17 protein-coding genes are annotated in these 18,229 nt (G+C 70.2%); 15 read left to right on the top strand and 2 right to left on the bottom strand.

Features of this window, described 5'->3' with window-relative positions; genetic code table 11:
- The first annotated feature begins 5 nt into the window (after nucleotides 1-5).
- The 8 genes from QTI20_RS02505 (at nucleotide 6) to QTI20_RS02470 (ending at nucleotide 9,184) form a co-directional block, all read left to right on the top strand.
- Nucleotides 6-1,556 (top strand): 3,4-dehydroadipyl-CoA semialdehyde dehydrogenase, encoded by a 1,551-nt coding sequence (locus tag QTI20_RS02505; protein WP_286550483.1) that lies wholly within the window; start codon nucleotides 6-8, stop codon nucleotides 1,554-1,556.
- 57 nt (nucleotides 1,557-1,613) lie between these two features.
- Nucleotides 1,614-3,188: a benzoate-CoA ligase family protein gene (locus QTI20_RS02500; protein ID WP_286550484.1), complete on the top strand. Its 1,575-nt coding sequence runs from the start codon at nucleotides 1,614-1,616 to the stop codon at nucleotides 3,186-3,188.
- Between the two features lie 442 nt (nucleotides 3,189-3,630).
- The gene (locus QTI20_RS02495) at nucleotides 3,631-4,425 is read left to right on the top strand and encodes an alpha/beta fold hydrolase (protein ID WP_286550485.1); all 795 of its coding nucleotides are present in this window, start codon (nucleotides 3,631-3,633) and stop codon (nucleotides 4,423-4,425) included.
- A complete protein-coding gene (locus QTI20_RS02490; RefSeq protein ID WP_286550486.1) occupies nucleotides 4,422-5,600 on the top strand; it encodes an ABC transporter substrate-binding protein in 1,179 nt (392 codons plus the stop codon). The genes QTI20_RS02495 and QTI20_RS02490 overlap by 4 nt, the downstream gene beginning before the upstream one ends.
- A 142-nt stretch (nucleotides 5,601-5,742) precedes the next feature.
- The gene (locus QTI20_RS02485; protein WP_286550487.1) at nucleotides 5,743-6,615 is read left to right on the top strand and encodes a branched-chain amino acid ABC transporter permease; all 873 of its coding nucleotides are present in this window, start codon (nucleotides 5,743-5,745) and stop codon (nucleotides 6,613-6,615) included.
- Between the two features lie 142 nt (nucleotides 6,616-6,757).
- Entirely contained in the window at nucleotides 6,758-7,723 is a 966-nt protein-coding gene (locus QTI20_RS02480; RefSeq protein ID WP_286550488.1) for a branched-chain amino acid ABC transporter permease, read from the top strand.
- Complete coding sequence (locus tag QTI20_RS02475; protein WP_286550489.1) at nucleotides 7,720-8,481, top strand: ABC transporter ATP-binding protein; 762 nt, start codon at nucleotides 7,720-7,722, stop codon at nucleotides 8,479-8,481. The genes QTI20_RS02480 and QTI20_RS02475 overlap by 4 nt, the downstream gene beginning before the upstream one ends.
- A 1-nt stretch (nucleotide 8,482) precedes the next feature.
- Nucleotides 8,483-9,184: an ABC transporter ATP-binding protein gene (locus QTI20_RS02470; protein WP_219220203.1), complete on the top strand. Its 702-nt coding sequence runs from the start codon at nucleotides 8,483-8,485 to the stop codon at nucleotides 9,182-9,184.
- Nucleotides 9,185-9,207: 23 nt separating this feature from the next.
- Here QTI20_RS02470 and QTI20_RS02465 read toward each other — a convergent pair whose 3' ends face one another.
- The gene (locus QTI20_RS02465; RefSeq protein WP_286550490.1) at nucleotides 9,208-9,918 is read right to left on the bottom strand and encodes a Crp/Fnr family transcriptional regulator; all 711 of its coding nucleotides are present in this window, start codon (nucleotides 9,916-9,918) and stop codon (nucleotides 9,208-9,210) included.
- 181 nt (nucleotides 9,919-10,099) lie between these two features.
- Between QTI20_RS02465 and QTI20_RS02460 the strand changes: the two genes are divergently transcribed.
- The 6 genes from QTI20_RS02460 (at nucleotide 10,100) to QTI20_RS02435 (ending at nucleotide 16,323) form a co-directional block, all read left to right on the top strand.
- Nucleotides 10,100-11,044 (top strand): 3-hydroxyacyl-CoA dehydrogenase NAD-binding domain-containing protein, encoded by a 945-nt coding sequence (locus QTI20_RS02460; RefSeq protein ID WP_286550491.1) that lies wholly within the window; start codon nucleotides 10,100-10,102, stop codon nucleotides 11,042-11,044.
- A 37-nt stretch (nucleotides 11,045-11,081) separates the two neighbouring features.
- On the top strand, nucleotides 11,082-12,872 hold the full coding sequence (locus QTI20_RS02455; RefSeq protein WP_286550492.1) for a feruloyl-CoA synthase: 1,791 nt from the start codon (nucleotides 11,082-11,084) through the stop codon (nucleotides 12,870-12,872).
- 22 nt (nucleotides 12,873-12,894) lie between these two features.
- Nucleotides 12,895-13,707, top strand: coding sequence for a crotonase/enoyl-CoA hydratase family protein (locus QTI20_RS02450; RefSeq protein WP_286550493.1), 813 nt, complete (start codon nucleotides 12,895-12,897; stop codon nucleotides 13,705-13,707).
- 135 nt (nucleotides 13,708-13,842) lie between these two features.
- Entirely contained in the window at nucleotides 13,843-14,757 is a 915-nt protein-coding gene (locus QTI20_RS02445) for a beta-keto acid cleavage family enzyme (protein ID WP_286550494.1), read from the top strand.
- A gap of 37 nt (nucleotides 14,758-14,794) precedes the next feature.
- Complete coding sequence (locus tag QTI20_RS02440; protein WP_286550495.1) at nucleotides 14,795-16,003, top strand: ABC transporter substrate-binding protein; 1,209 nt, start codon at nucleotides 14,795-14,797, stop codon at nucleotides 16,001-16,003.
- A 56-nt stretch (nucleotides 16,004-16,059) separates the two neighbouring features.
- The gene (locus tag QTI20_RS02435; protein ID WP_286550496.1) at nucleotides 16,060-16,323 is read left to right on the top strand and encodes a DUF1272 domain-containing protein; all 264 of its coding nucleotides are present in this window, start codon (nucleotides 16,060-16,062) and stop codon (nucleotides 16,321-16,323) included.
- Here the strand turns inward: QTI20_RS02435 and QTI20_RS02430 are convergent.
- Nucleotides 16,307-17,161 carry an SDR family oxidoreductase gene (locus QTI20_RS02430; RefSeq protein ID WP_286550497.1) on the bottom strand — a complete coding sequence of 285 codons (855 nt, stop codon included), beginning with the start codon at nucleotides 17,159-17,161 and terminating at the stop codon, nucleotides 16,307-16,309. The genes QTI20_RS02435 and QTI20_RS02430 overlap by 17 nt on opposite strands.
- A 93-nt stretch (nucleotides 17,162-17,254) precedes the next feature.
- Here QTI20_RS02430 and QTI20_RS02425 point away from each other — a divergent pair, with 93 nt between their 5' ends.
- Nucleotides 17,255-18,178 carry a LysR family transcriptional regulator gene (locus QTI20_RS02425; protein ID WP_286550498.1) on the top strand — a complete coding sequence of 308 codons (924 nt, stop codon included), beginning with the start codon at nucleotides 17,255-17,257 and terminating at the stop codon, nucleotides 18,176-18,178.
- The last annotated feature ends 51 nt before the right edge of the window (nucleotides 18,179-18,229 follow it).

Genomic DNA, 18,229 nt, shown 5'->3' with positions numbered 1-18,229 from the left:
CTCCCATGACCGAACTTCTCGCCAACCACGTCGCCGGCCGCTGGCAACACGGCAGCGGCAGCGGCACGCCGCTCTTCGACCCGGTGCTGGGCACCGAACTGGCCCGCGTCGACGCGACCGGGCTGGACCTGCCCGCGGCCTTCCGCTTCGCCCGCGACACCGGCGGCGCCGGCCTGCGTGCGCTGACTTACCGGCAGCGCGCAGCCCTGCTGGGCGCGGTGCTCAAGGTGCTGCAGACGCATCGCGACGCCTACTACGAGATCGCCACCGCCAATTCGGGCACGGTGAAGAACGACTCCGCGGTCGACATCGACGGCGCGATCTTCACGCTCGGCCAGTACGCCAAGTGGGGCGATGCGCTGGGCGACGTGCAGGTGCTGCGCGACGGCGACGCGCTCAAGCTCGGCAAGGAGCCGGTCTTCCTGTCGCAGCACCTGCAGGTGCCGACGCAGGGCGTCGCGCTGTTCATCAACGCCTTCAACTTCCCGGCCTGGGGCCTGTGGGAGAAGGCCGCGCCCGCGCTGCTCTCGGGCGTGCCGGTGATCGTCAAGCCCGGCACCGCCACCGCCTGGCTCACGCAGCGCATGGTGCGCGACGTGGTCGACGCGGGCGTGCTGCCGGCCGGCGCGCTGTCGGTGATCTGCGGCAGCTCGAAGGGGCTGATGGATGCGCTCGAGCCTTTCGACGTGGTGTCCTTCACCGGCTCGGCCGAGACCGGCGCGCTGATCCGCGCGCACGCGGCCGTGGCCCAGCGCTCGGTGCGCGCCAACATCGAGGCCGACAGCCTGAACTCCGCTCTGCTGATGCCCGACGCGGTGCCGGGCAGCGAGGCCTTCAACCTGCTGGTGCGCGAAGTGGTGCGCGAGATGACGGTCAAGAGCGGCCAGAAATGCACCGCCATCCGCCGCATCCTGGTGCCGACGGCGGTGTACGACGCCGCGGCCGAAGCCATCGGCGCCAAGCTGCGCGCCATCACCGTGGGCAACCCGCGCAACGAGAGCGTGCGCATGGGCTCGCTGGTGAGCCGCGCTCAGCTGCAGTCGGTGCGCGAAGGCCTGGCCACGCTGCGCCAGCAGGCCGAATGGCTGCACGACGGCAGCCAGCAGCCGCTGGTCGATGCCGACCCCGCCATCGCTGCCTGCATCGGCCCGGTGCTGCTGGGCGCGAAGGACGCCGACGCCGCGCCGCTGGTGCACGAGGTCGAGGTCTTCGGCCCGGTCGCCACGCTGCTGCCCTACCGCGACGCCGAGCATGCGATCGCGCTGGCGCACCGCGGCCAGGGCTCGCTCGTGACCTCGCTGTACGGCAGCGACGACGCCGCGCTGGCCCGCACGGCCGTACGCGTGGCGGCCAGCCACGGCCGGGTGCACGTGGTCACGCCCGAGGTGGCGCAGGCCCACACCGGCCACGGCAACGTGATGCCCATGTCGCTGCACGGCGGCCCGGGCCGCGCGGGCGGCGGCGCCGAACTCGGCGGACTGCGCGCGCTGGACTTCTACCACCGCCGCAGCGCGGTGCAGGCCAGCCCCGCGGTGCTGGCCGCGCTCGGCCTGTAGCCGGCGCACGGGCCCGAACAGAACGCGCCGGCACACACGGCCTTCAGGAGACACACGATGAACCCGCCCACCGACCTCAACTTCGCCGAGTACCTGTTCGCGCTCAACCGCGGCCGCGCGCAGAAGCTGGCCTACATCGACGACCGCGGCACGCTCGACTACGGCCAGCTCGAGGACCGCGCCCGCCGGCTGGCCAGCGCGCTGCTTGCCGCCGGCCTGCAGCGCGAGGACCGCGTGCTGCTGCTGCAGCTCGACAGCAGCGACTGGCCGGTGAGCTTCCTCGGCGCGCTCTACGCGGGCCTGGTGCCGGTGGCGGTCAACACGCTGCTGACGGCCGACGACTACGCCTACATGCTCGAACACAGCGGCGCGAAGGCGGCGCTGGTCTCGGGCGCGCTGCTGCCGGTGCTGCAGGACGCGATGGTCCGCGCGCCGCATGCGCTGGCACGGCTGTTCGTCACGCAGCCAATCGCGGCGCTGCCGCCGGGCGGGCTCGACTTCGAGGCGCAGATCGCGGCCCATGCACCGATGGCCGCGCCCGCACCCACGCGGGCCCAGGACCACGCCTTCTGGCTCTATTCCTCGGGCTCGACCGGCCGGCCCAAGGGCACGGTCCACACCCACGGCAACCCCTGGTGGACGGCCGAGCTCTACGGCAAGCCGGTGCTGGGCCTGACCGAGGACGACGTCTGCTTCTCCGCCGCCAAGCTCTATTTCGCCTACGGCCTGGGCAACGGCCTGACCTTCCCGCTGTCGGTCGGCGCCACGGTGGTGCTGATGGCCGAACGGCCCACGCCCGACGCCACCTTCCGGCGCTGGACCGGCGAAGCGCAGGCCGCGCACGGCACGCCCGTCAAGCCCACGGTCTTCTTCGGCGCGCCGACCGGCTTCGCGGGCATGCTCGCCTCGCCCGCCAAGCCCGCGCGCGAAGCGGTCGCGCTGCGCATGTGCTCGTCGGCCGGCGAGGCGCTGCCGGGCGAGATCGCCGAGCGCTTCAAGGCGCACTACGGCTGCGAGATCATCGACGGCATCGGCTCGACCGAGATGCTGCACATCTTCATCTCCAACCGGCCGGGCGACATCCGCTACGGCACCACCGGCCGACCGGTCGAGGGCTACCGGATCGAACTGCGCGGCGAGGACGACCGCCCCGTGCCCGACGGCGAGGTCGGCGACCTCTACATCCAGGGCCCGAGCAGCGCGCTGATGTACTGGGGCAACCCCGAGAAGAGCGCCGCCACCTTCCGCGACGGCTGGACCCAGAGCGGCGACAAGTACTCGCGCGACGCCGACGGCTACTACACCTATGCCGGGCGCAGCGACGACATGCTCAAGGTCAGCGGCATCTACGTCTCGCCCTTCGAGGTCGAAGCCACGCTGATGCGGCACCCGGCCGTGCTCGAGGCCGCGGTGATCGGCAAGCAGGACAGCGACGGCCTGACCAAGACCAAGGCCTTCGTGGTGCTGAAAAACGGCAGCGCGGCCACGGAGGAAGAACTCAAGGCCTTCGTGAAGCAGCACCTGGCGGCCTACAAGTACCCGCGCTTCATCGAGTTCGTCGAGGAGCTGCCGAAGACGGCGACGGGGAAGATCCAGAGGTTCAGGTTGCGCGAGCGGGAGCAGCAGGCATGAGGCGGCCGCTGTCTTCCTCTTCCTCCCTCCCCCGCTGGGGGAGGGTTGGGGTGGGGGCTCGGGCCTTTGCGCACGCCCAGACTTTGCAAACGCTGCTTGCCCCCATCCCAGCCTTCCCCCAAAGGGGGAAGGAGCCACAGCCATGCACGAGACGGCCGATGTCCTCCTCTTCCTCCCTCCCCCGCCGGGGGAGGGTCGGGGTGGGGGCCCGGGCCTTCGCACACGCCCAGACTTTGCAAGCGCTGCTTGCCCCCATCCCCGCCTTCTCCCAAAGGGGGAAGGAGCCACAGCCATGCACGAGACGGCCTCTGCCTTCCTCTTCCTCCCTCCCCCGCTGGGGGAGGGTTGGGGTGGGGGCTCGGGCCTTCGCGCACGCCAGGACTTTGCAGGCGCTGCACGCCCCCATCCCCGCCTTCCCCCGGAGGGGGAAGGAGCAAGACGCATGAGCACGACCTTCGCCACCATCGACTGGCCCGGCCGCGCGGTGCGCATCGAGTGCGAGTGGATCGCGCCCGAGCGCAGCGACGCCCCGCTCGTCGTCTTCCTGCACGAGGGCCTGGGCTCGGTCGCGATGTGGAAGGACTTCCCGGCGCAGCTGTGCGCGGCCGGCGGTTTTCGCGGCCTGGTGTTCTCGCGGCCCGGCTACGGCCGCTCGACCCCGCGCGACGCCGACGAGACCTGGGATGTCGATTTCATGCACCGCCAGGCGCACGAGGTGCTGCCGCCGCTGTTCGCGGCGCTGGGCATCGACGAAGCACCCTGGCTCTTCGGCCACAGCGACGGCGGCTCGATCGCGCTGCTGCATGCCGCGCGCTTCCCCGCCAAGGTCGCGGGGCTGGTGGTGCTCGCGCCGCACATCTTCGTGGAAGACAAGACCGTCGCGAACATCGAGCTCGCGCGCACCGCCTACCTGGGCACCGACCTGCCGCAGAAGCTCGGCCGCTACCACGACGACCCGGACTCGGCCTTCTGGGGCTGGAACCGGATCTGGCTGCACCCGCCCTTTCGCCACTGGAACATCGAAGCCGAACTCGAGGGCATCCGCTGCCCGGTGCTCGCCATCCAGGGCGAGGACGACGCGTACGGCACCCTGCAACAGATCCGCGGCATCGCATCGCGGGTCCCCGCCACGCAACTGCTCGAGCTGCCGGACTGCGGGCATTCCCCGCACCGGGACCAGCCGCAGGCCGTGATCGACGCCACCGTTTCGTTCATCCACAACAGGAGACATCCATGAGCCACACCCCCACGCGCCGCACCGCGGCCGCCCTCGCGGCCTTCGCGCTGGCCTGCATCGCCACCGCCGGCCATGCCCAGCCGGCCAAACTCAAGGTCGGCCTGATGCTGCCCTACAGCGGCACCTACACCGCGCTGGGCGTGGCGATCGAGAACGGCTTCAAGTTGCGCGTCGAAGAGCAAGGCGGCAAGCTCGGCGGCCGCGAGATCGAGTACGTGAAGGTCGACGACGAATCCGATCCGGCCAAGGCCACCGACAACGTGAACAAGCTGATCAAGCGCGACAACGTCGACGTGATCGTGGGCACCGTGCACTCCGGCGTCGCCATGGCCATGGCCAAGGCCGCCAAGGAAAGCGGCACCGTGCTGCTGGTGCCCAACGCCGGCGCCGACGCCGTGACCGGCCCGATGTGCGCACCCAACATCTTCCGCAGCTCGTTCTCCAACTGGCAGCCGGCCTACGCCATGGGCGAGGTCGCGGCCAAGCAGGAGAAAAAGAAGAAGGCCATCACCATCACCTGGAAGTACGCGGCCGGCGACGAGTCGGTCAACGGCTTCAAGGAAGGCTTCGAGAAGGCCGGCGGCCAGGTCGTGAAGCAGCTCACCGTGCCCTTCCCCAACGTGGAGTTCCAGGCGCTGCTGACCGAGATCGCCGCGGCCAAGCCCGACGCGGTGTACGCCTTCTTCGCGGGCGGCGGCGCGGTCAAGTTCGTCAAGGACTACGCGGCCGCGGGCCTCCACAAGACCATCCCGCTCTACGGCCCGGGCTTCCTGACCGACGGCACGCTCGACGCGCAGGGCGACACCGCGCAGGGCATGCTGACCACGCTGCACTATGCCGACGGCCTGAACACGCCGCGCGACAACAGCTTCCGCACCGCCTATGCCAAGGCCTTCAAGCTGCAGCCCGACGTGTACGCGGTGCAGGGCTACGACGCCGCGCAGATGCTGGCGATCGGCCTCGATGCGGTCAAGGGCGACATCTCGAAGAAGGCCGAGTTCTCGGCCGCCATCGAGCGCGCCAGGATCGACAGCCCGCGCGGCAGCTTCTCGGTGAGCAAGTCGCACAACCCGGTGCAGGACATCTACCTGCGTAAGGTCGACGGCAAGGAGAACAAGATGGTCAGCATCGCCGTGAAGGGCCTGGCCGATCCCGCGCGCGGCTGCAGGATGTAGCCCACCCCCGTCCCTCGCTCACTTCGTGTAGCTCGACTCCCCCCTCGAGGGGGCGACACCTGCGGACCGGCCAAGCCGGATCCGCGGTGTCTCCCGCATCGCATCTCCTTCTCAACGAACGCGTCCAGAGAGAACCTCCAACGTGGACATCGGCACCTTCCTCGTCCAATGCCTGAACTCGGTTCAGTACGGACTGTTGCTCTTTCTCGTGGCCTCGGGGCTGACACTGATCTTCGGGATCATGGGCGTCATCAACCTGGCGCACGGCAGCTTCTACATGCTGGGCGCCTACATGGCCTTCGCGCTCTCACCGCTGTTCGGCGACCAGTTCATCGTGATGTTGGTCACGGGCGTGGTGCTCGCGGCCGTCTTCGGCTACCTGCTCGAATGGGCCTTCTTCAGCTACCTCTACCAGCGCGACCACCTGCAGCAGGTGCTGATGACCTACGGGCTGATCCTGGTGTTCGAGGAGCTGCGCTCGATCCTGGTGGGCAACGACGTGCACGGCGTCAAGGCCCCGCCCTGGCTCGAAGGCAGCTTCGCGCTGGGCGACCTGATGAGCTACCCCTGGTACCGGCTGTTCGCCTCGGCCGCCTGCATCGTGCTCGCGATCGGCCTGTACCTGGTGGTCCACCGCACGCGGCTGGGCATGATGATCCGCGCCGGCGCCAGCAACCGCGACATGGTGCGCGGCCTGGGCATCGACATCCGCCGGCTCTACCGCATCGTGTTCGCGGCCGGCGTGGCGCTGGCGGCGCTGGCCGGCATGATCGCCGCGCCGATGTCCTCGGTCTACCCGAACATGGGCGCGAGCGTGCTGATCGTCTGCTTCGTGGTGGTGGTGATCGGCGGCATCGGCTCGATCACCGGTGCGCTGGTGGCCTCGCTGCTGGTGGGCTTCGTCGACACCTTCGGCAAGGTCTTCTTCGCCGAACTCAGCGGGATGGGCATCTATGTGCTGATGGCCATCATCCTCATCTGGCGCCCCGAAGGCCTCATGGGAAAACGAAATTGAACACCCCCGAAACGCCTGCGGCGTCTCCCCCTCGAGGGGGCGATACCAGCGGCCCGGCAAAGCCGGTTCCGCGGTATCTCACGCATGCGCGTGCATCGGTTTCGATGGCCGTGCATCGTTCGACAGCTTGGTGGACAACGCAATGAAAACCCTCGCCCACTGGATTCCCCTGCTCTGCGCGCTGGCCCTGGCCGCGCTCGGCCCCACGCTGAGCCCCTACATCTCGGACCTGATCGTCAAGGTCATGATCCTGTCGATCTTCGCGCTGAGCCTGGAGCTGCTGGTCGGCATGACCGGCCTGGTGAGCCTGGGCCACGCGGCCTTCTACGGCATCGGCGCCTATGCGACGGTGCTGGGTTCGGGGGCCGAGGGCGGCTCGATCGCCTGGCTGCTGCCGCTCGCGATGGGCAGCGCCGCGCTGTACGCGCTGGCGGTGGGCGCGCTGAGCCTGCGCACCCGCGGCGTCTACTTCATCATGGTCACGCTGGCCTTCGCGCAGATGGCCTACTTCGTGTTCCACGACACCAAGGTCGGCGGCGGCAGCGACGGCATCTACCTGTACGTGCGGCCCGCGCTGGGCGCGATCGACATGGAGAACCGCCGGGTGCAGTTCTACTTCGTGCTGGCGGCGCTGGCCGGCACCTACGGCCTGCTCGCGCTGATCCGCCGCTCGCGCTTCGGCGCCGCGCTGGCCGGCATCCGTGTGAACGAGCAGCGCATGCGCGCGGCCGGCTTCGCGGTCTACGGCTACAAGCTCGCGGCCTTCGTGATCGCGGGCGCGCTGGCCGGCCTGGCCGGCTTCCTGGTCGCCGCGCGCGACGGCGTGGTCAACCCCGAACTCATGGCCTGGCACAACTCGGGCGAGGTGCTGCTGATGATCATCCTCGGCGGCCTCGGCCACCTGCGCGGCGCGGTGATCGGCGCGGTCGCCTTCACGCTGCTCAAGGAGGTGCTGGGCACCCATGCGCTGGTCGGTCCGCTGGCCGACCACTGGCAGCTCACGCTGGGCATCGCGATCATCGTGTTCGTGGCGCTGCTGCCCAAGGGCCTGATCGCGCTCGCGGCGCGGATCTCGCCCACGCCCGCGGCCAAGGCGGTGACGCCATGAGCACGCCCCTGCTGTCCGTCCAGAGCCTGACCCGCCGCTTCGGCGGCCTGGTGGCGGTGAACGCGGTCACGCTGGACCTGCGCCGCGGCGAGGTGCATGCGGTGATCGGCACCAACGGCGCCGGCAAGTCGACGCTGATCAACATGCTCTCGGGCGAGATCGAGGCCTCCGACGGCCGCATCGCGCTCGAAGGCGTCGACATCACGGCGCGCGCCCAGTCGCGGCGCGCACGCGACGGCGTGGGCCGAAGCTACCAGCGCACCACGATCTTTCCCGAGTTCACGGTGCACGAGAACTGCCGCCTGGCCGCGCAGGCCGCCACGCCGCGGCCCTGGGCGATCTGGCAGTCGGCGCGCGCCTGCGCCGCCAGCAACGCCGCGGCCGGCGAGGCGCTGCGTGCCGCCGGCCTCGAGGCCGAGGCGCACCGCATCGCCGGCACCCTGAGCCACGGCGCCAAGCGCCAGCTCGAGGTCGCGATGTGCCTCGCGACCCGCCCGCGCGTGCTGCTGCTCGACGAGCCGCTGGCGGGCATGGGCGCGGAAGAATCCGAACGCATGCTGGCCCTGCTCACGCGGCTCAAGGCCACGCACGCGATCCTGCTGGTGGAGCACGACATGGACGCGGTCTTCCGCATCGCCGACCGCATCACCGTGATGGTCAACGGCAGCGTGATCGCGACCGGCGAACCGGCCGACATCCGCAACGATCCGGGCGTGCGCGAGGCCTACCTGGGCGACGAACACGGCGAGGGCCACTGAGATGCTGCAGATCGAAGCCATCCACACCTACTACGGCGACAGCCACATCCTGCGCGGCGTCGACGCGACCCAGGCCGCGGCCACCTCGCTGGGTCTGCTGGGGCGCAACGGCATGGGCAAGACCACGCTGATCCGCACGCTGATGGGCTATGTGCGGCCGGCCTCCGGCCGCGTGCTGCTCGACGGCCGCGACGTGAGCGGCTGGGCGCCCGAGAAGATCGCGCGCCTGGGCATCGGCTACGTGCCCGAGGGCCGCGGCATCTTCCCCAACCTCTCGGTGCGCGAGAACCTGCTGATGAGCGCACGCGCCGGCATCGACGGCCGGCGCGAATGGACCTTCGAGCGCGTGATGGCGACCTTCCCGCGCCTGACCGAGCGGCTCGCGCACGGCGGCCAGCAGCTGTCGGGCGGCGAGCAGCAGATGCTCTCGATCGGCCGCGCGCTCATGACCAACCCGCGGCTGCTGATCCTCGACGAGGCGACCGAGGGCCTGGCGCCGCTGATCGTGGCCGAGATCTGGCGCGTGATCGCCGACATCCGCGGCACCGGCATCGCCACGCTGATCGTCGACCGCGACTGGCGCCGTGTGCTGGCCCACACCGAGCGCGCGATCGTGATGGAGAAGGGCCGCATCGTGCTCGCGGCCGAATCGGCGGCGGTGGCGGCCGAGCCCGCGGCGCTGGCGACCTGGCTGGGCGTCTGAAGCGTCGGCTCGCGCCGGTGGCGCTACTCGACCGCGCTCAGCGTGGTGAGCCGGTCGATGTCGAGGATGGTGATGCCGCCGTACTCGGTGCGCACCACCCCCATCGCCTTGAACTGGCTCAGCGCCTGGTTGCAGCGCTGGCGCGACAGGCCCACGAGGTTGGCCAGTTCCTCCTGCGAGATCTGCAGGTGCAGGTCGCCGCCGGGGTTCAGCCAGGGGTGCACCAGCCCGGTCAGCGCGCGCGCCACCTGCGCCTCGACGCCCAGCACCCGGTGCGCGGCGAAGTCGCCCATGAACCAGTGCAGGCGCTCGTTGATCTGGTTGGTGAGGAAGCGACCGAAGGCCGGCTGCGTCTCGTACAGCCACTCGAAGGTGTTCTTGGGCAGCAGGGCCACGCGGCTGTGGCGCAGCGCGATGATGTCGGCCTGCACCGGCTTGCCGCGCAGCAGGCTGCCCTCGCCGAACCAGCTGCCGACCGTGAGCCCGCCCAGCGTGACCGAGCGTCCCGCGCGCGTGCCCGTGGACCACTTCATCACGCCTTCCATCACGCCGTTCCACCAGAGCGCGGTCTCGCCATGGCGGATCAGCGCATCGCCGGCCACCACCGTGCGCTCGACCATGTCGGCCAGCACCTGCGCGCGCGCGGCCGGCGTCAACAGCGCGAACCACGCCGATTCGGCCAGCAGTTGCTGCAGGGTGATGCCGGCCGCGCGCGGCGCTGTCTTGAAGCTCATGGGATGGGGTGGATGCGTGCGTGGGCGCCGGGGCCGGGCCTGAGGTTTTCCCAGGTGCGGATTGTCGTTCAGACGACTGTGAGTTCACCCGGCCCATCGAACAATTCCATGCGGAAAGCCCCCCGTGCGAGCACCGCCTGCGCACTCGCCTTCGCCCTTCATCGACCGCCCCTTTCACACCATGACCTCTCCTTCCATCCAGCGCGTCGCCATCGTTGCCACCGGCGTCATCGGCGCCAGCTGGGCCGCCCACTTCCTGGCCCACGGGCTGGACGTGGTGGCCACCGATCCCGCGCCCGATGCCGAGGCGCGGCTGCGCGCGAGCGTGGCGCGGCACTGGCCCACGCTCGAACGGCTGGGCCTCGCGCCGGGCGCGTCGATGGACCGGCTGCGATTCCACGCCGAACTCGACACCGCCTTGCAGGGCGTCGACTTCGTGCAGGAGAACGGGCCCGAGCGGCGCGATTTCAAGACCGATCTGTTCCAGCGCATGGACGCGCTGCTGCCGCCCGAGGTGATCCTGGCCTCGAGCTCCTCGGGCCTCTCGACCACCGACATCCAGTCCGCCTGCCGCCACCCCGGCCGCGTGGTGCTGGGCCACCCCTTCAACCCGCCGCACTTGATCCCGCTGGTCGAGGTGATCGGCGGCGCGCACACCTCGGCGCGCACCATCGAACGCACGATGCAGTTCTACGCATCGGTCGGCAAGCGGCCCATCCACGGCCGCAAGGAGATCCAGGGCCACATCGCCAACCGGCTGCAGGCCGCGCTCTGGCGCGAGGCCTTCCACCTGGTCGACCAGGGCGTGGCCACGGTCGAGGACATCGACACCGCCATCGCCTTCGGCCCCGGCCTGCGCTGGGGCGTGTTCGGCCCCTTCATGAACCTGCATTTCTCCGGTGGCGCGGGCGGCATCGCGCATGTGCTGGACCACCTGGGCGGCCCGATCGAGGCCTGGTGGCAGGACCTGGGCACGCCCGCGATGACGGCCGAGCTCAAGGCCCTGGTCGTGCAGGGCATGGCCGATGCGCTCGAGGGGCAGAGCCTCGCGGCACTCGAGGCCCGGCGCGACGAACTGCTGATCGGGCTGATCCAGGCCAGGGCCGCGGCCGACCCGCGCAGCTGATCGCCGCCCGCACCCACTCCACAGGAAAGGACCCGACATGGCCGCCCTCTACGACAACCCCGCCCTCGTGGCACCGGCCCGCACGCTGTGCCGCGAAGAAGCCGACGGCAGCCTGGTGCTGAGTTCCCCCGAAACGCTGGGCGCCTACGACCGCTGCATCGGCGACTGGCTCGAGCGCTGGGCCGCCGAGACGCCCGACACGCTGGCCTTCGCCGAACGCGACGCCGGCGGCGCATGGCGCCGCGTGCGCTGGGGCGAACTGCGGCGCCACGTCGGCGCGATCGCGCAGCGCCTGCTCGACCTGCAGCTGCCGCGCGACCGGCCGGTGCTGGTGCTCTCCGACAACTCGATCGACCACGCCATGCTGATGCTGGCCGCGCTGCATGTCGGCCTGCCCTTCTGCCCGGTCTCCAGCGCCTACTGCCGGCTGACCAGCGACCACACCAAGATCCGCGGCATCGTCCAGACGCTGCAGCCCTCGCTGGTCTATGCCGCGAATGCCCAAACCTATGGTGCAGCGATCAGCGCCTGCGCGGGTGACGCGGTGAAGGTGCTGAGCGAAGGCGCCGAAGACGTGCCCGGCGCCCTGCATTTCGGCAGCTTCCTCGACACCGCCGAAACGCCGGCCGTCAGGGCCGCCTTCGAGGCCCTGCGCAGCGACGACGTGGCCAAGCTGCTGCTGACTTCGGGCTCGACCGGCCAGCCCAAGGTGGTGGTCAACACGCACCGCATGCTGTGCGCCAACCAGCAGGCCCTGGCGCAGACCTGGCGCTTCCTCGCGACGCACAAGCCGGTGCTGCTCGACTGGCTGCCCTGGAGCCACACCTTCGGCGGCAACCACAACCTGAACCTGGTGCTGCGGCACGGCGGCACGCTCCACATCGACGAGGGGCGGCCCGCCCCCGGGCTGATCGAGAAGACCGTGCGCAACCTGCGCGAGGTGCGGCCCAACCTGCATTTCAACGTCCCGCGCGGCCTGGACATGCTGCTGCCCTTCCTCGAGGCCGACCCCGCGCTCGCGCGCGAGGTGCTGTCGCCGCTGCTGCTGGTCTTCTATGCCGCGGCCGCCCTGCCCGCCAGCACCTGGCAGCGGCTCGAGGCGCTGGCGGCCAGCGTGCGCGACGAACCGCTGTGGCTCACCACCTCCTGGGGCTCGACCGAGACCTCGCCGCTGGTCACCAGCGCGCACTTCCGCCTCGACGGCGCGGGCTGCATCGGCATCCCGCTGCCCGGCCTCGAGCTCAAGCTGGTGCGCAACGGCGAGAAGCAGGAGATGCGCGTGCGCGGCGTCTCGGTGTTCGCGGGCTACCGCAACGCCCCCGAGCTCACGGCCGCCGCCTTCGACGACGAAGGCTTCTACCGGATCGGCGACGCGGGCTACCTGGTCGACCCCCAAGACCCGGCACGCGGCGTGATCTTCGACGGCCGCGTCGCGGAGGACTTCAAGCTCTCCAGCGGCACCTGGGTCTCGGTCGGTCCGCTGCGTCTGCAGCTGGTCACGGCCCTGTCGCCCTATGCGGCCGACGCGGTGATCGCGGGCCACGACCGCGACGAGATCGGCGCGCTGGTCTTCCCCACGGCCGCCGCGCTGGCGGCCGGTCCCGCTGCGGTCGCGCAGACGGTGCGCGAGGCGCTGGCCGCCTTCCAGCGCAGCGGCGCGGGTTCGTCGCAGATGCCGCGCCGCATCCTGTGGATGACCGAGCCGCTCGATGCCGACGCCGGCGAGATCACCGACAAGGGCTACGTGAACCAGCGCGCGGTGCTGACGCGGCGCGCCGACGCGGTGGCACGGCTCTACGCCGGCGACGCCGACGTCATCCGGACCTGAGAACACATCACAAACCTTCTTCATGCACGACGATTTCTCTCCCCTGCCCGGCCCCTGCAGCCAGCTGCGCTTCCTCCAGGTCACGCGCTCGGAGGCGCTGGTGCACCTGCGCCTGCACCGGCCCGACAAGCGCAACGCGATCAGCGACGCCTTCCTGGCCGAGCTCCAGATCGCGTTCTCGGCCCTGCCCCCCGATTGCCGCGCCGTGGTGCTGAGCGGCGCCGGCGAGCACTTCTGCGCCGGCCTGGACCTCTCGGAGGTGATGGAGCGCAGCGTCGCCGACGGCGTGCTGCATTCGCGCGCCTGGCACCAGGCCTCCGAGCAGATCCAGTACGGCCGCGTGCCGGTGATCGCGGCGCTGCATGGCGCGGTGATCGGCGGCGGGCTCGAGCTCGCGGCCACGGCGCACCTGCGCGTGGCCGATCGCAGCACCTTCTACGGCCTGCCCGAAGGGCAGCGGGGCATCTTCGTGGGCGGCGGCGGCTCGGTGCGCCTGCCGCGGCTCGCGGGCTTCAGCCTCATGACCGACATGATGCTCACCGGCCGCGTGCTCGACGCGGCCGAGGGCCAGGCCGCGGGCCTGAGCAACTACCTGGTCGAACCCGGAACGGCGGTCGACAAGGCGATCGAACTGGCACGCAAGGTCGCCGGCAATGCGCCGCTGTCCAACTTCGCGATCCTGCAGGCGCTGCCGCGCATCGCCGACATGAGCCGCTCCGACGGCCTGTTCGTCGAGGCCTTGATGTCGGCCGTGGCGCAGGGCGACGACGAGGCCAAGGCACGCGTGCGGGCCTTCCTCGAGAAGCGCGCGGGCAAGGTGGGCCGCGAAGCCTGAGCGTGGCCCCGGCCGCGTAAACCCTGAGGTGAATTGTCGTTGCGACGACTGACCTGGGGGACCCGGGATCGAACAATCGACGCACGCCACGCGCAACGCCGCTTCCTCGTTTCTCCCCACGCCAGAGCCCATCCCATGTCCAAACGCAAAGTCATCCTGACCATCGCCCCGACCGGCGGAATGGCCCACAAGTCGCAGAACCCGCACCTGCCCACGCAGCCGCAGGAGATCGCCGACGACACGGTCCGCTGCTGGAACGCGGGTGCCAGCGTGGTCGCGATCCACGCACGCCGGCCCGACGACGGCGCCACCTGCAACCCCGACATCTACCGCGACATCAACACCCGCATCCGTGCGCGCAGCGACATCGTGATCAACAACTCCACCGGCGGCGGCGTGCACGGCGACATGGTGCATCCGCTGGCGGGCGACCGCTGGGAGATCCTCTGGGAAGAACGGCTCAAGGGCATGGAGGCCGGCGCCGAGATGTGCACGCTCGACGCCACCACGCTGAACCTGAGCTTCGAGGGCAAGGAGATCCTGATGGACACCTCGCTCGCGCGCGGCCGCGAACTCGCCGCGGGCATGAAGGCGCGCGGCATCAAGCCCGAGTGGGAGGTCTTCAGCCCCACCCACATCCTGCAGGACACCACCACGCTGATCCACGAAGGGCTGGACGACGCGCCGCACTTCGTGAATCTGGTGATGAACGTGCACCGCAACTTCCAGAACGCGATGCCCTACTCGCCGCGCTTCCTCCAGATGATGGTCGACACGCTGCCCAAGCACAGCATCTTCTGCGTGAGCGGCATCGGCCCCTCGCAGCTCGAGGCCAACGTGGCCTCGCTGCTGCTCGGCGGCCATGCGCGCGTGGGGCTGGAGGACAACCTCTACTTCCGCCAGGGCGAGCTCGCGACCAACGTGCAGCTCACCGAACGCATCGTGCGGATCATCCGCGAGATGGACATGGAGCCCGCCACGCCCGCCGAAGCGCGCGAAATGATGGGCCTGCCGCGCGTGGGTGCCGTGCGTCCCGCCTTCGCCCTCTGAGCCCCCGATTCCCACCCAGAAGACAAGAGAGACACCCATGAAGAAAACCCGCATCGCCTGCGCGCTCGCCTGGATGATGGCCTCGGCCGCCGGGGCCCATGCCCAGGTCTCCGACGACGTGATCCGCATCGGCTTCATCAGCGACATGTCCGGCATCTACCGCGACTACGACGGTCCCGCGGGCGCGGACGCGATCCGCATGGCGATCGCCGACATGGGTGGCGCGATCGACGGCAAGCGGATCGAGCTGCTGACCATGGACCACCAGAACAAGCCCGACATCGCCGCGGCCAAGGCGCGCGAGTGGTTCGACGTGAACCGGCTCGACATGCTGATCGGCGGCGTGAACTCCGGTGCCGCGATCGCGATGGCCGGCGTGGCGGCGGACAAGAAGAAGCCCTATTTCGTCGTCGGCTCGGGTGCCTCCAGCCTGACCAACGAGTTCTGCTCGCCCTACACCATCCAGTACGCCTACGACACCGTCGCCATGGCGCGCGGCACGGCCAATGCCGTGGTCAAGGGCGGCGGCCAGTCCTGGTTCTTCGTCGCCGCCGACTACGCCTTCGGCGCCTCGCTGCAGAGCGACGCCACCAAGGTGATCCTGGCCAACGGCGGCACGGTCGCGGGCTCGGTCAAGCACCCGCTGGGCGCGAGCGACTTCTCCTCCTTCATGCTGCAGGCGCAGAGCTCCAAGGCCCAGGTGCTGGCGCTCGCCAATGCGGGCGGCGACACGGTCAACGCGCTCAAGTCGGCGGCCGAGTTCGGCATCGGCAGGAACATGAAGCTCGCCGGCATGATCATCACGATCAACGACGTGCATGCGCTGGGCCTGAAGACCGCGCAGAACATGTTCCTCACCGACAGCTGGTACTGGAACCAGAGCGCCGAATCGCGGGAGTGGGCACGGCGCTTCTTCGACAAGCAGAAGCGCATGCCCTCCTCCTTCCAGGCCGGCAACTACTCGGCCACGCTGCAGTACCTGAAGACGGTCAAGGCCGCGGGCACCGACGACGGCGACAAGGTCATGGCCCAGCTGCGCAAGGCGAAGTTCGACGACATGTTCGTCAAGGGCGGCTGGCTGCGCGGCGACGGCCTGATGGTGCACGACATGCACCTGCTGCAGGTGAAGACGCCCGCCGAGTCGAAGGAGCCCTGGGACTACTACAAGGTCGTCGAATCGATCAAGGGCGAGGTGCCCTGGACCACCAAGGCCGAATCGCGCTGCGCACGCTGGAAGGCCGGCTGAGGCGCCGCGCCGTCTCGTTTAAGCTCGAAGGCACCACTTTCCGAGGTCTTCTTTCCATGCTCCAAATGCGCCCAGGTTGCGAATGCTGCGACCGCGACCTGCCCGCCGAATCGGCGGACGCCCGGATCTGCTCCTTCGAGTGCACCTTCTGCAGCGACTGCGCGGAACGCCGCCTCGCGGGCGCCTGCCCCAACTGCGGCGGCGAACTGATCCGCCGCCCGCGCCGGCCGGCGGCCAAGCTGGCGAAGTCGCCGGCTTCGACCGAGCGGGTGTTCAAGCCCGCGGGCTGCGCGCCCGCGGTGATCACGCCGTCGGCGTGAAGGTGGCGCGCATCAGCGCGATGTAGTCGTCCTCCGAGGTCTCGCGCCGCGCCCGCACCAGCGGCGCGATGTCCTCGGTCGCCACGTAGCGCAGCCGGTCCGTGCCGTCGCTGGCGGCTTCGTAGATCACGCCGGCCACGTCTTCCGAGGTGGCGAGCCGAGCCGAGCGCAGGCCCTCGAACACCTTCTGCGCGCCCGCGACGAAACCGTCGTAGTCGGCCGGTGCGGCCAGCGCCTGCGAGGCCTCGGCCGCAGCGCGGGCGCCGAAGCCGGTGCTGACCACACCGCCGGGTTCGACGATCTTCACCACGATGTTCTGCGACCGGAGTTCGTAGGCCAGCGATTCCGAGAAGCCTTCGAGCGCGAACTTGCTGGCCGTGTAGAGCGAGATCATCGGCAGCCCGAACACGCCGGCCCCCGAGCTCACGTTGACGATCACGCCCGAACGCCGGGCGCGGAAGTGCGGCAGCAGCGCACGGGTCACGTCCATCACGCCGAACACGTTCACGTCGAACTGCGTTTGGATGCTTTCCCTGGAGGCCGACTCGAACAGGCCGAACAGCCCGAAGCCCGCGTTGTTGACCAGCGCATCGATGCGGCCGAAGCGCGCGATGCCGCCCGCGATGGCCTCGTCGATGCTGGCGTGGTCCTGCACGTCGAGCCGCGTGACCCACACGTTGTCGAGGGCCGCGAGTTCGGCGCCGGCGGCGGGCGTGCGCATGGTGGCGACGACGTTCCAGCCGTGCAGCGCGAAGAGCCGGGTGGCCGACTCGCCGAAGCCGGTCGAGGCACCGGTGATGAGGACGGTCTTGCGGCCGTCGGCGGAAGCGGATGTCATGTGATTTCCTTTCGAAGAGCAGCGAAGATAGGCCGCGCCGATCGATGAAACAATCGGCCCAATGACGCATGAAGTCATGCAGGAGATCGCACAATGCAGAAAACCGGATTGGCCGAACTCAACGCCGTGGTCGCGGTATCGACGCACCGCAGCTTCCGCCGTGCCGCGGCCGAACTCGGCCTGTCGCCCTCGGCGCTGAGCCATGCGATCGCGGCGCTGGAGCAGCGCATGGGCGTGCGCCTGTTCAACCGCACCACGCGCAGCGTGGCGCTCTCCGCCGCGGGCGAGCAGTTCCTGGCGCGCGTGCAGCCGGCGCTGCGCGAGATCTCGGCCGCCATGGCCGCGGCCAACGAACTGCGCGACACGCCCGCGGGCACGCTGCGCCTCAATGCCTCGGAGGCCGCCGCCTCGATGATCCTCGCGCCCGTGGTGCTGGAGTTCCTGCGCCGCCATCCGGCCATGGAGGTGGACATCGTGACCGAGGGCCGGCTGGTCGACATCGTGGGCCAGGGCTTCGACGCCGGCATCCGCATCGCCGAGAGCGTGCCCGAGGACATGATCGCCGTGCCCTGCACCCCGCCCGTTCGCTTCGCCGTGGTCGGCTCGCCCGCCTACTTCGCGACGCGCAGCAAGCCGCGCACGCCCCAGGACCTGGCCGGGCATGTGTGCGTGCGCACGCGTTTTCCCAGCGGCCCGCTCTACAAGTGGGACTTCGAGAAGCGCGGCCAGCGCGTGTCGGTCGACGTGGCCGGGCCCCTGACGCTCGACGACCATCACCTGATGGTCGAGGCCGCGCTGGGTGGCGCGGGCCTGGTCTGGACCAGCGAGTACGCCGTGGCACCGCATGTCGCGGCCGGCCGGCTGCTGCGGGTGCTGGACGACTGGTCGCCGCCGATCCCCGGCCTGTGCATCTACTATCCGGGCCATCGCCACGTGCCGGCGGGCCTGCGGGCCTTCCTCGAGGTGGTGCGCGAAGCCGCGCCCACGCTGTTCGACCGCGACGGGATGCGGCGCTGAGGGGGCCGCGGCCGAAAAACCCCAGGGCTCGCCATCAATTCCATGATTCAA

It is taken from the genome of Variovorax sp. J2P1-31 (genome assembly GCF_030317215.1).
Classification (GTDB): domain Bacteria; phylum Pseudomonadota; class Gammaproteobacteria; order Burkholderiales; family Burkholderiaceae_C; genus Variovorax.
This window is presented reverse-complemented; position numbering and strand designations above follow the sequence as displayed.

Bases quoted from the DNA above. Each gene is read 5' to 3' on its own strand.
- QTI20_RS02505 (WP_286550483.1), top strand. From the start codon at position 6: ATGACCGAACTTCTCGCCAACCACGTCGCCGGCCGCTGGCAACACGGC.
- QTI20_RS02500 (WP_286550484.1), top strand. From the start codon at position 1,614: ATGAACCCGCCCACCGACCTCAACTTCGCCGAGTACCTGTTCGCGCTC.
- QTI20_RS02495 (WP_286550485.1), top strand. From the start codon at position 3,631: ATGAGCACGACCTTCGCCACCATCGACTGGCCCGGCCGCGCGGTGCGC.
- QTI20_RS02490 (WP_286550486.1), top strand. From the start codon at position 4,422: ATGAGCCACACCCCCACGCGCCGCACCGCGGCCGCCCTCGCGGCCTTC.
- QTI20_RS02480 (WP_286550488.1), top strand. From the start codon at position 6,758: ATGAAAACCCTCGCCCACTGGATTCCCCTGCTCTGCGCGCTGGCCCTG.
- QTI20_RS02475 (WP_286550489.1), top strand. From the start codon at position 7,720: ATGAGCACGCCCCTGCTGTCCGTCCAGAGCCTGACCCGCCGCTTCGGC.
- QTI20_RS02470 (WP_219220203.1), top strand. From the start codon at position 8,483: ATGCTGCAGATCGAAGCCATCCACACCTACTACGGCGACAGCCACATC.
- QTI20_RS02465 (WP_286550490.1), bottom strand. From the start codon at position 9,918: ATGAGCTTCAAGACAGCGCCGCGCGCGGCCGGCATCACCCTGCAGCAA.
- QTI20_RS02460 (WP_286550491.1), top strand. From the start codon at position 10,100: ATGACCTCTCCTTCCATCCAGCGCGTCGCCATCGTTGCCACCGGCGTC.
- QTI20_RS02455 (WP_286550492.1), top strand. From the start codon at position 11,082: ATGGCCGCCCTCTACGACAACCCCGCCCTCGTGGCACCGGCCCGCACG.
- QTI20_RS02450 (WP_286550493.1), top strand. From the start codon at position 12,895: ATGCACGACGATTTCTCTCCCCTGCCCGGCCCCTGCAGCCAGCTGCGC.
- QTI20_RS02445 (WP_286550494.1), top strand. From the start codon at position 13,843: ATGTCCAAACGCAAAGTCATCCTGACCATCGCCCCGACCGGCGGAATG.
- QTI20_RS02440 (WP_286550495.1), top strand. From the start codon at position 14,795: ATGAAGAAAACCCGCATCGCCTGCGCGCTCGCCTGGATGATGGCCTCG.
- QTI20_RS02435 (WP_286550496.1), top strand. From the start codon at position 16,060: ATGCTCCAAATGCGCCCAGGTTGCGAATGCTGCGACCGCGACCTGCCC.
- QTI20_RS02430 (WP_286550497.1), bottom strand. From the start codon at position 17,161: ATGACATCCGCTTCCGCCGACGGCCGCAAGACCGTCCTCATCACCGGT.
- QTI20_RS02425 (WP_286550498.1), top strand. From the start codon at position 17,255: ATGCAGAAAACCGGATTGGCCGAACTCAACGCCGTGGTCGCGGTATCG.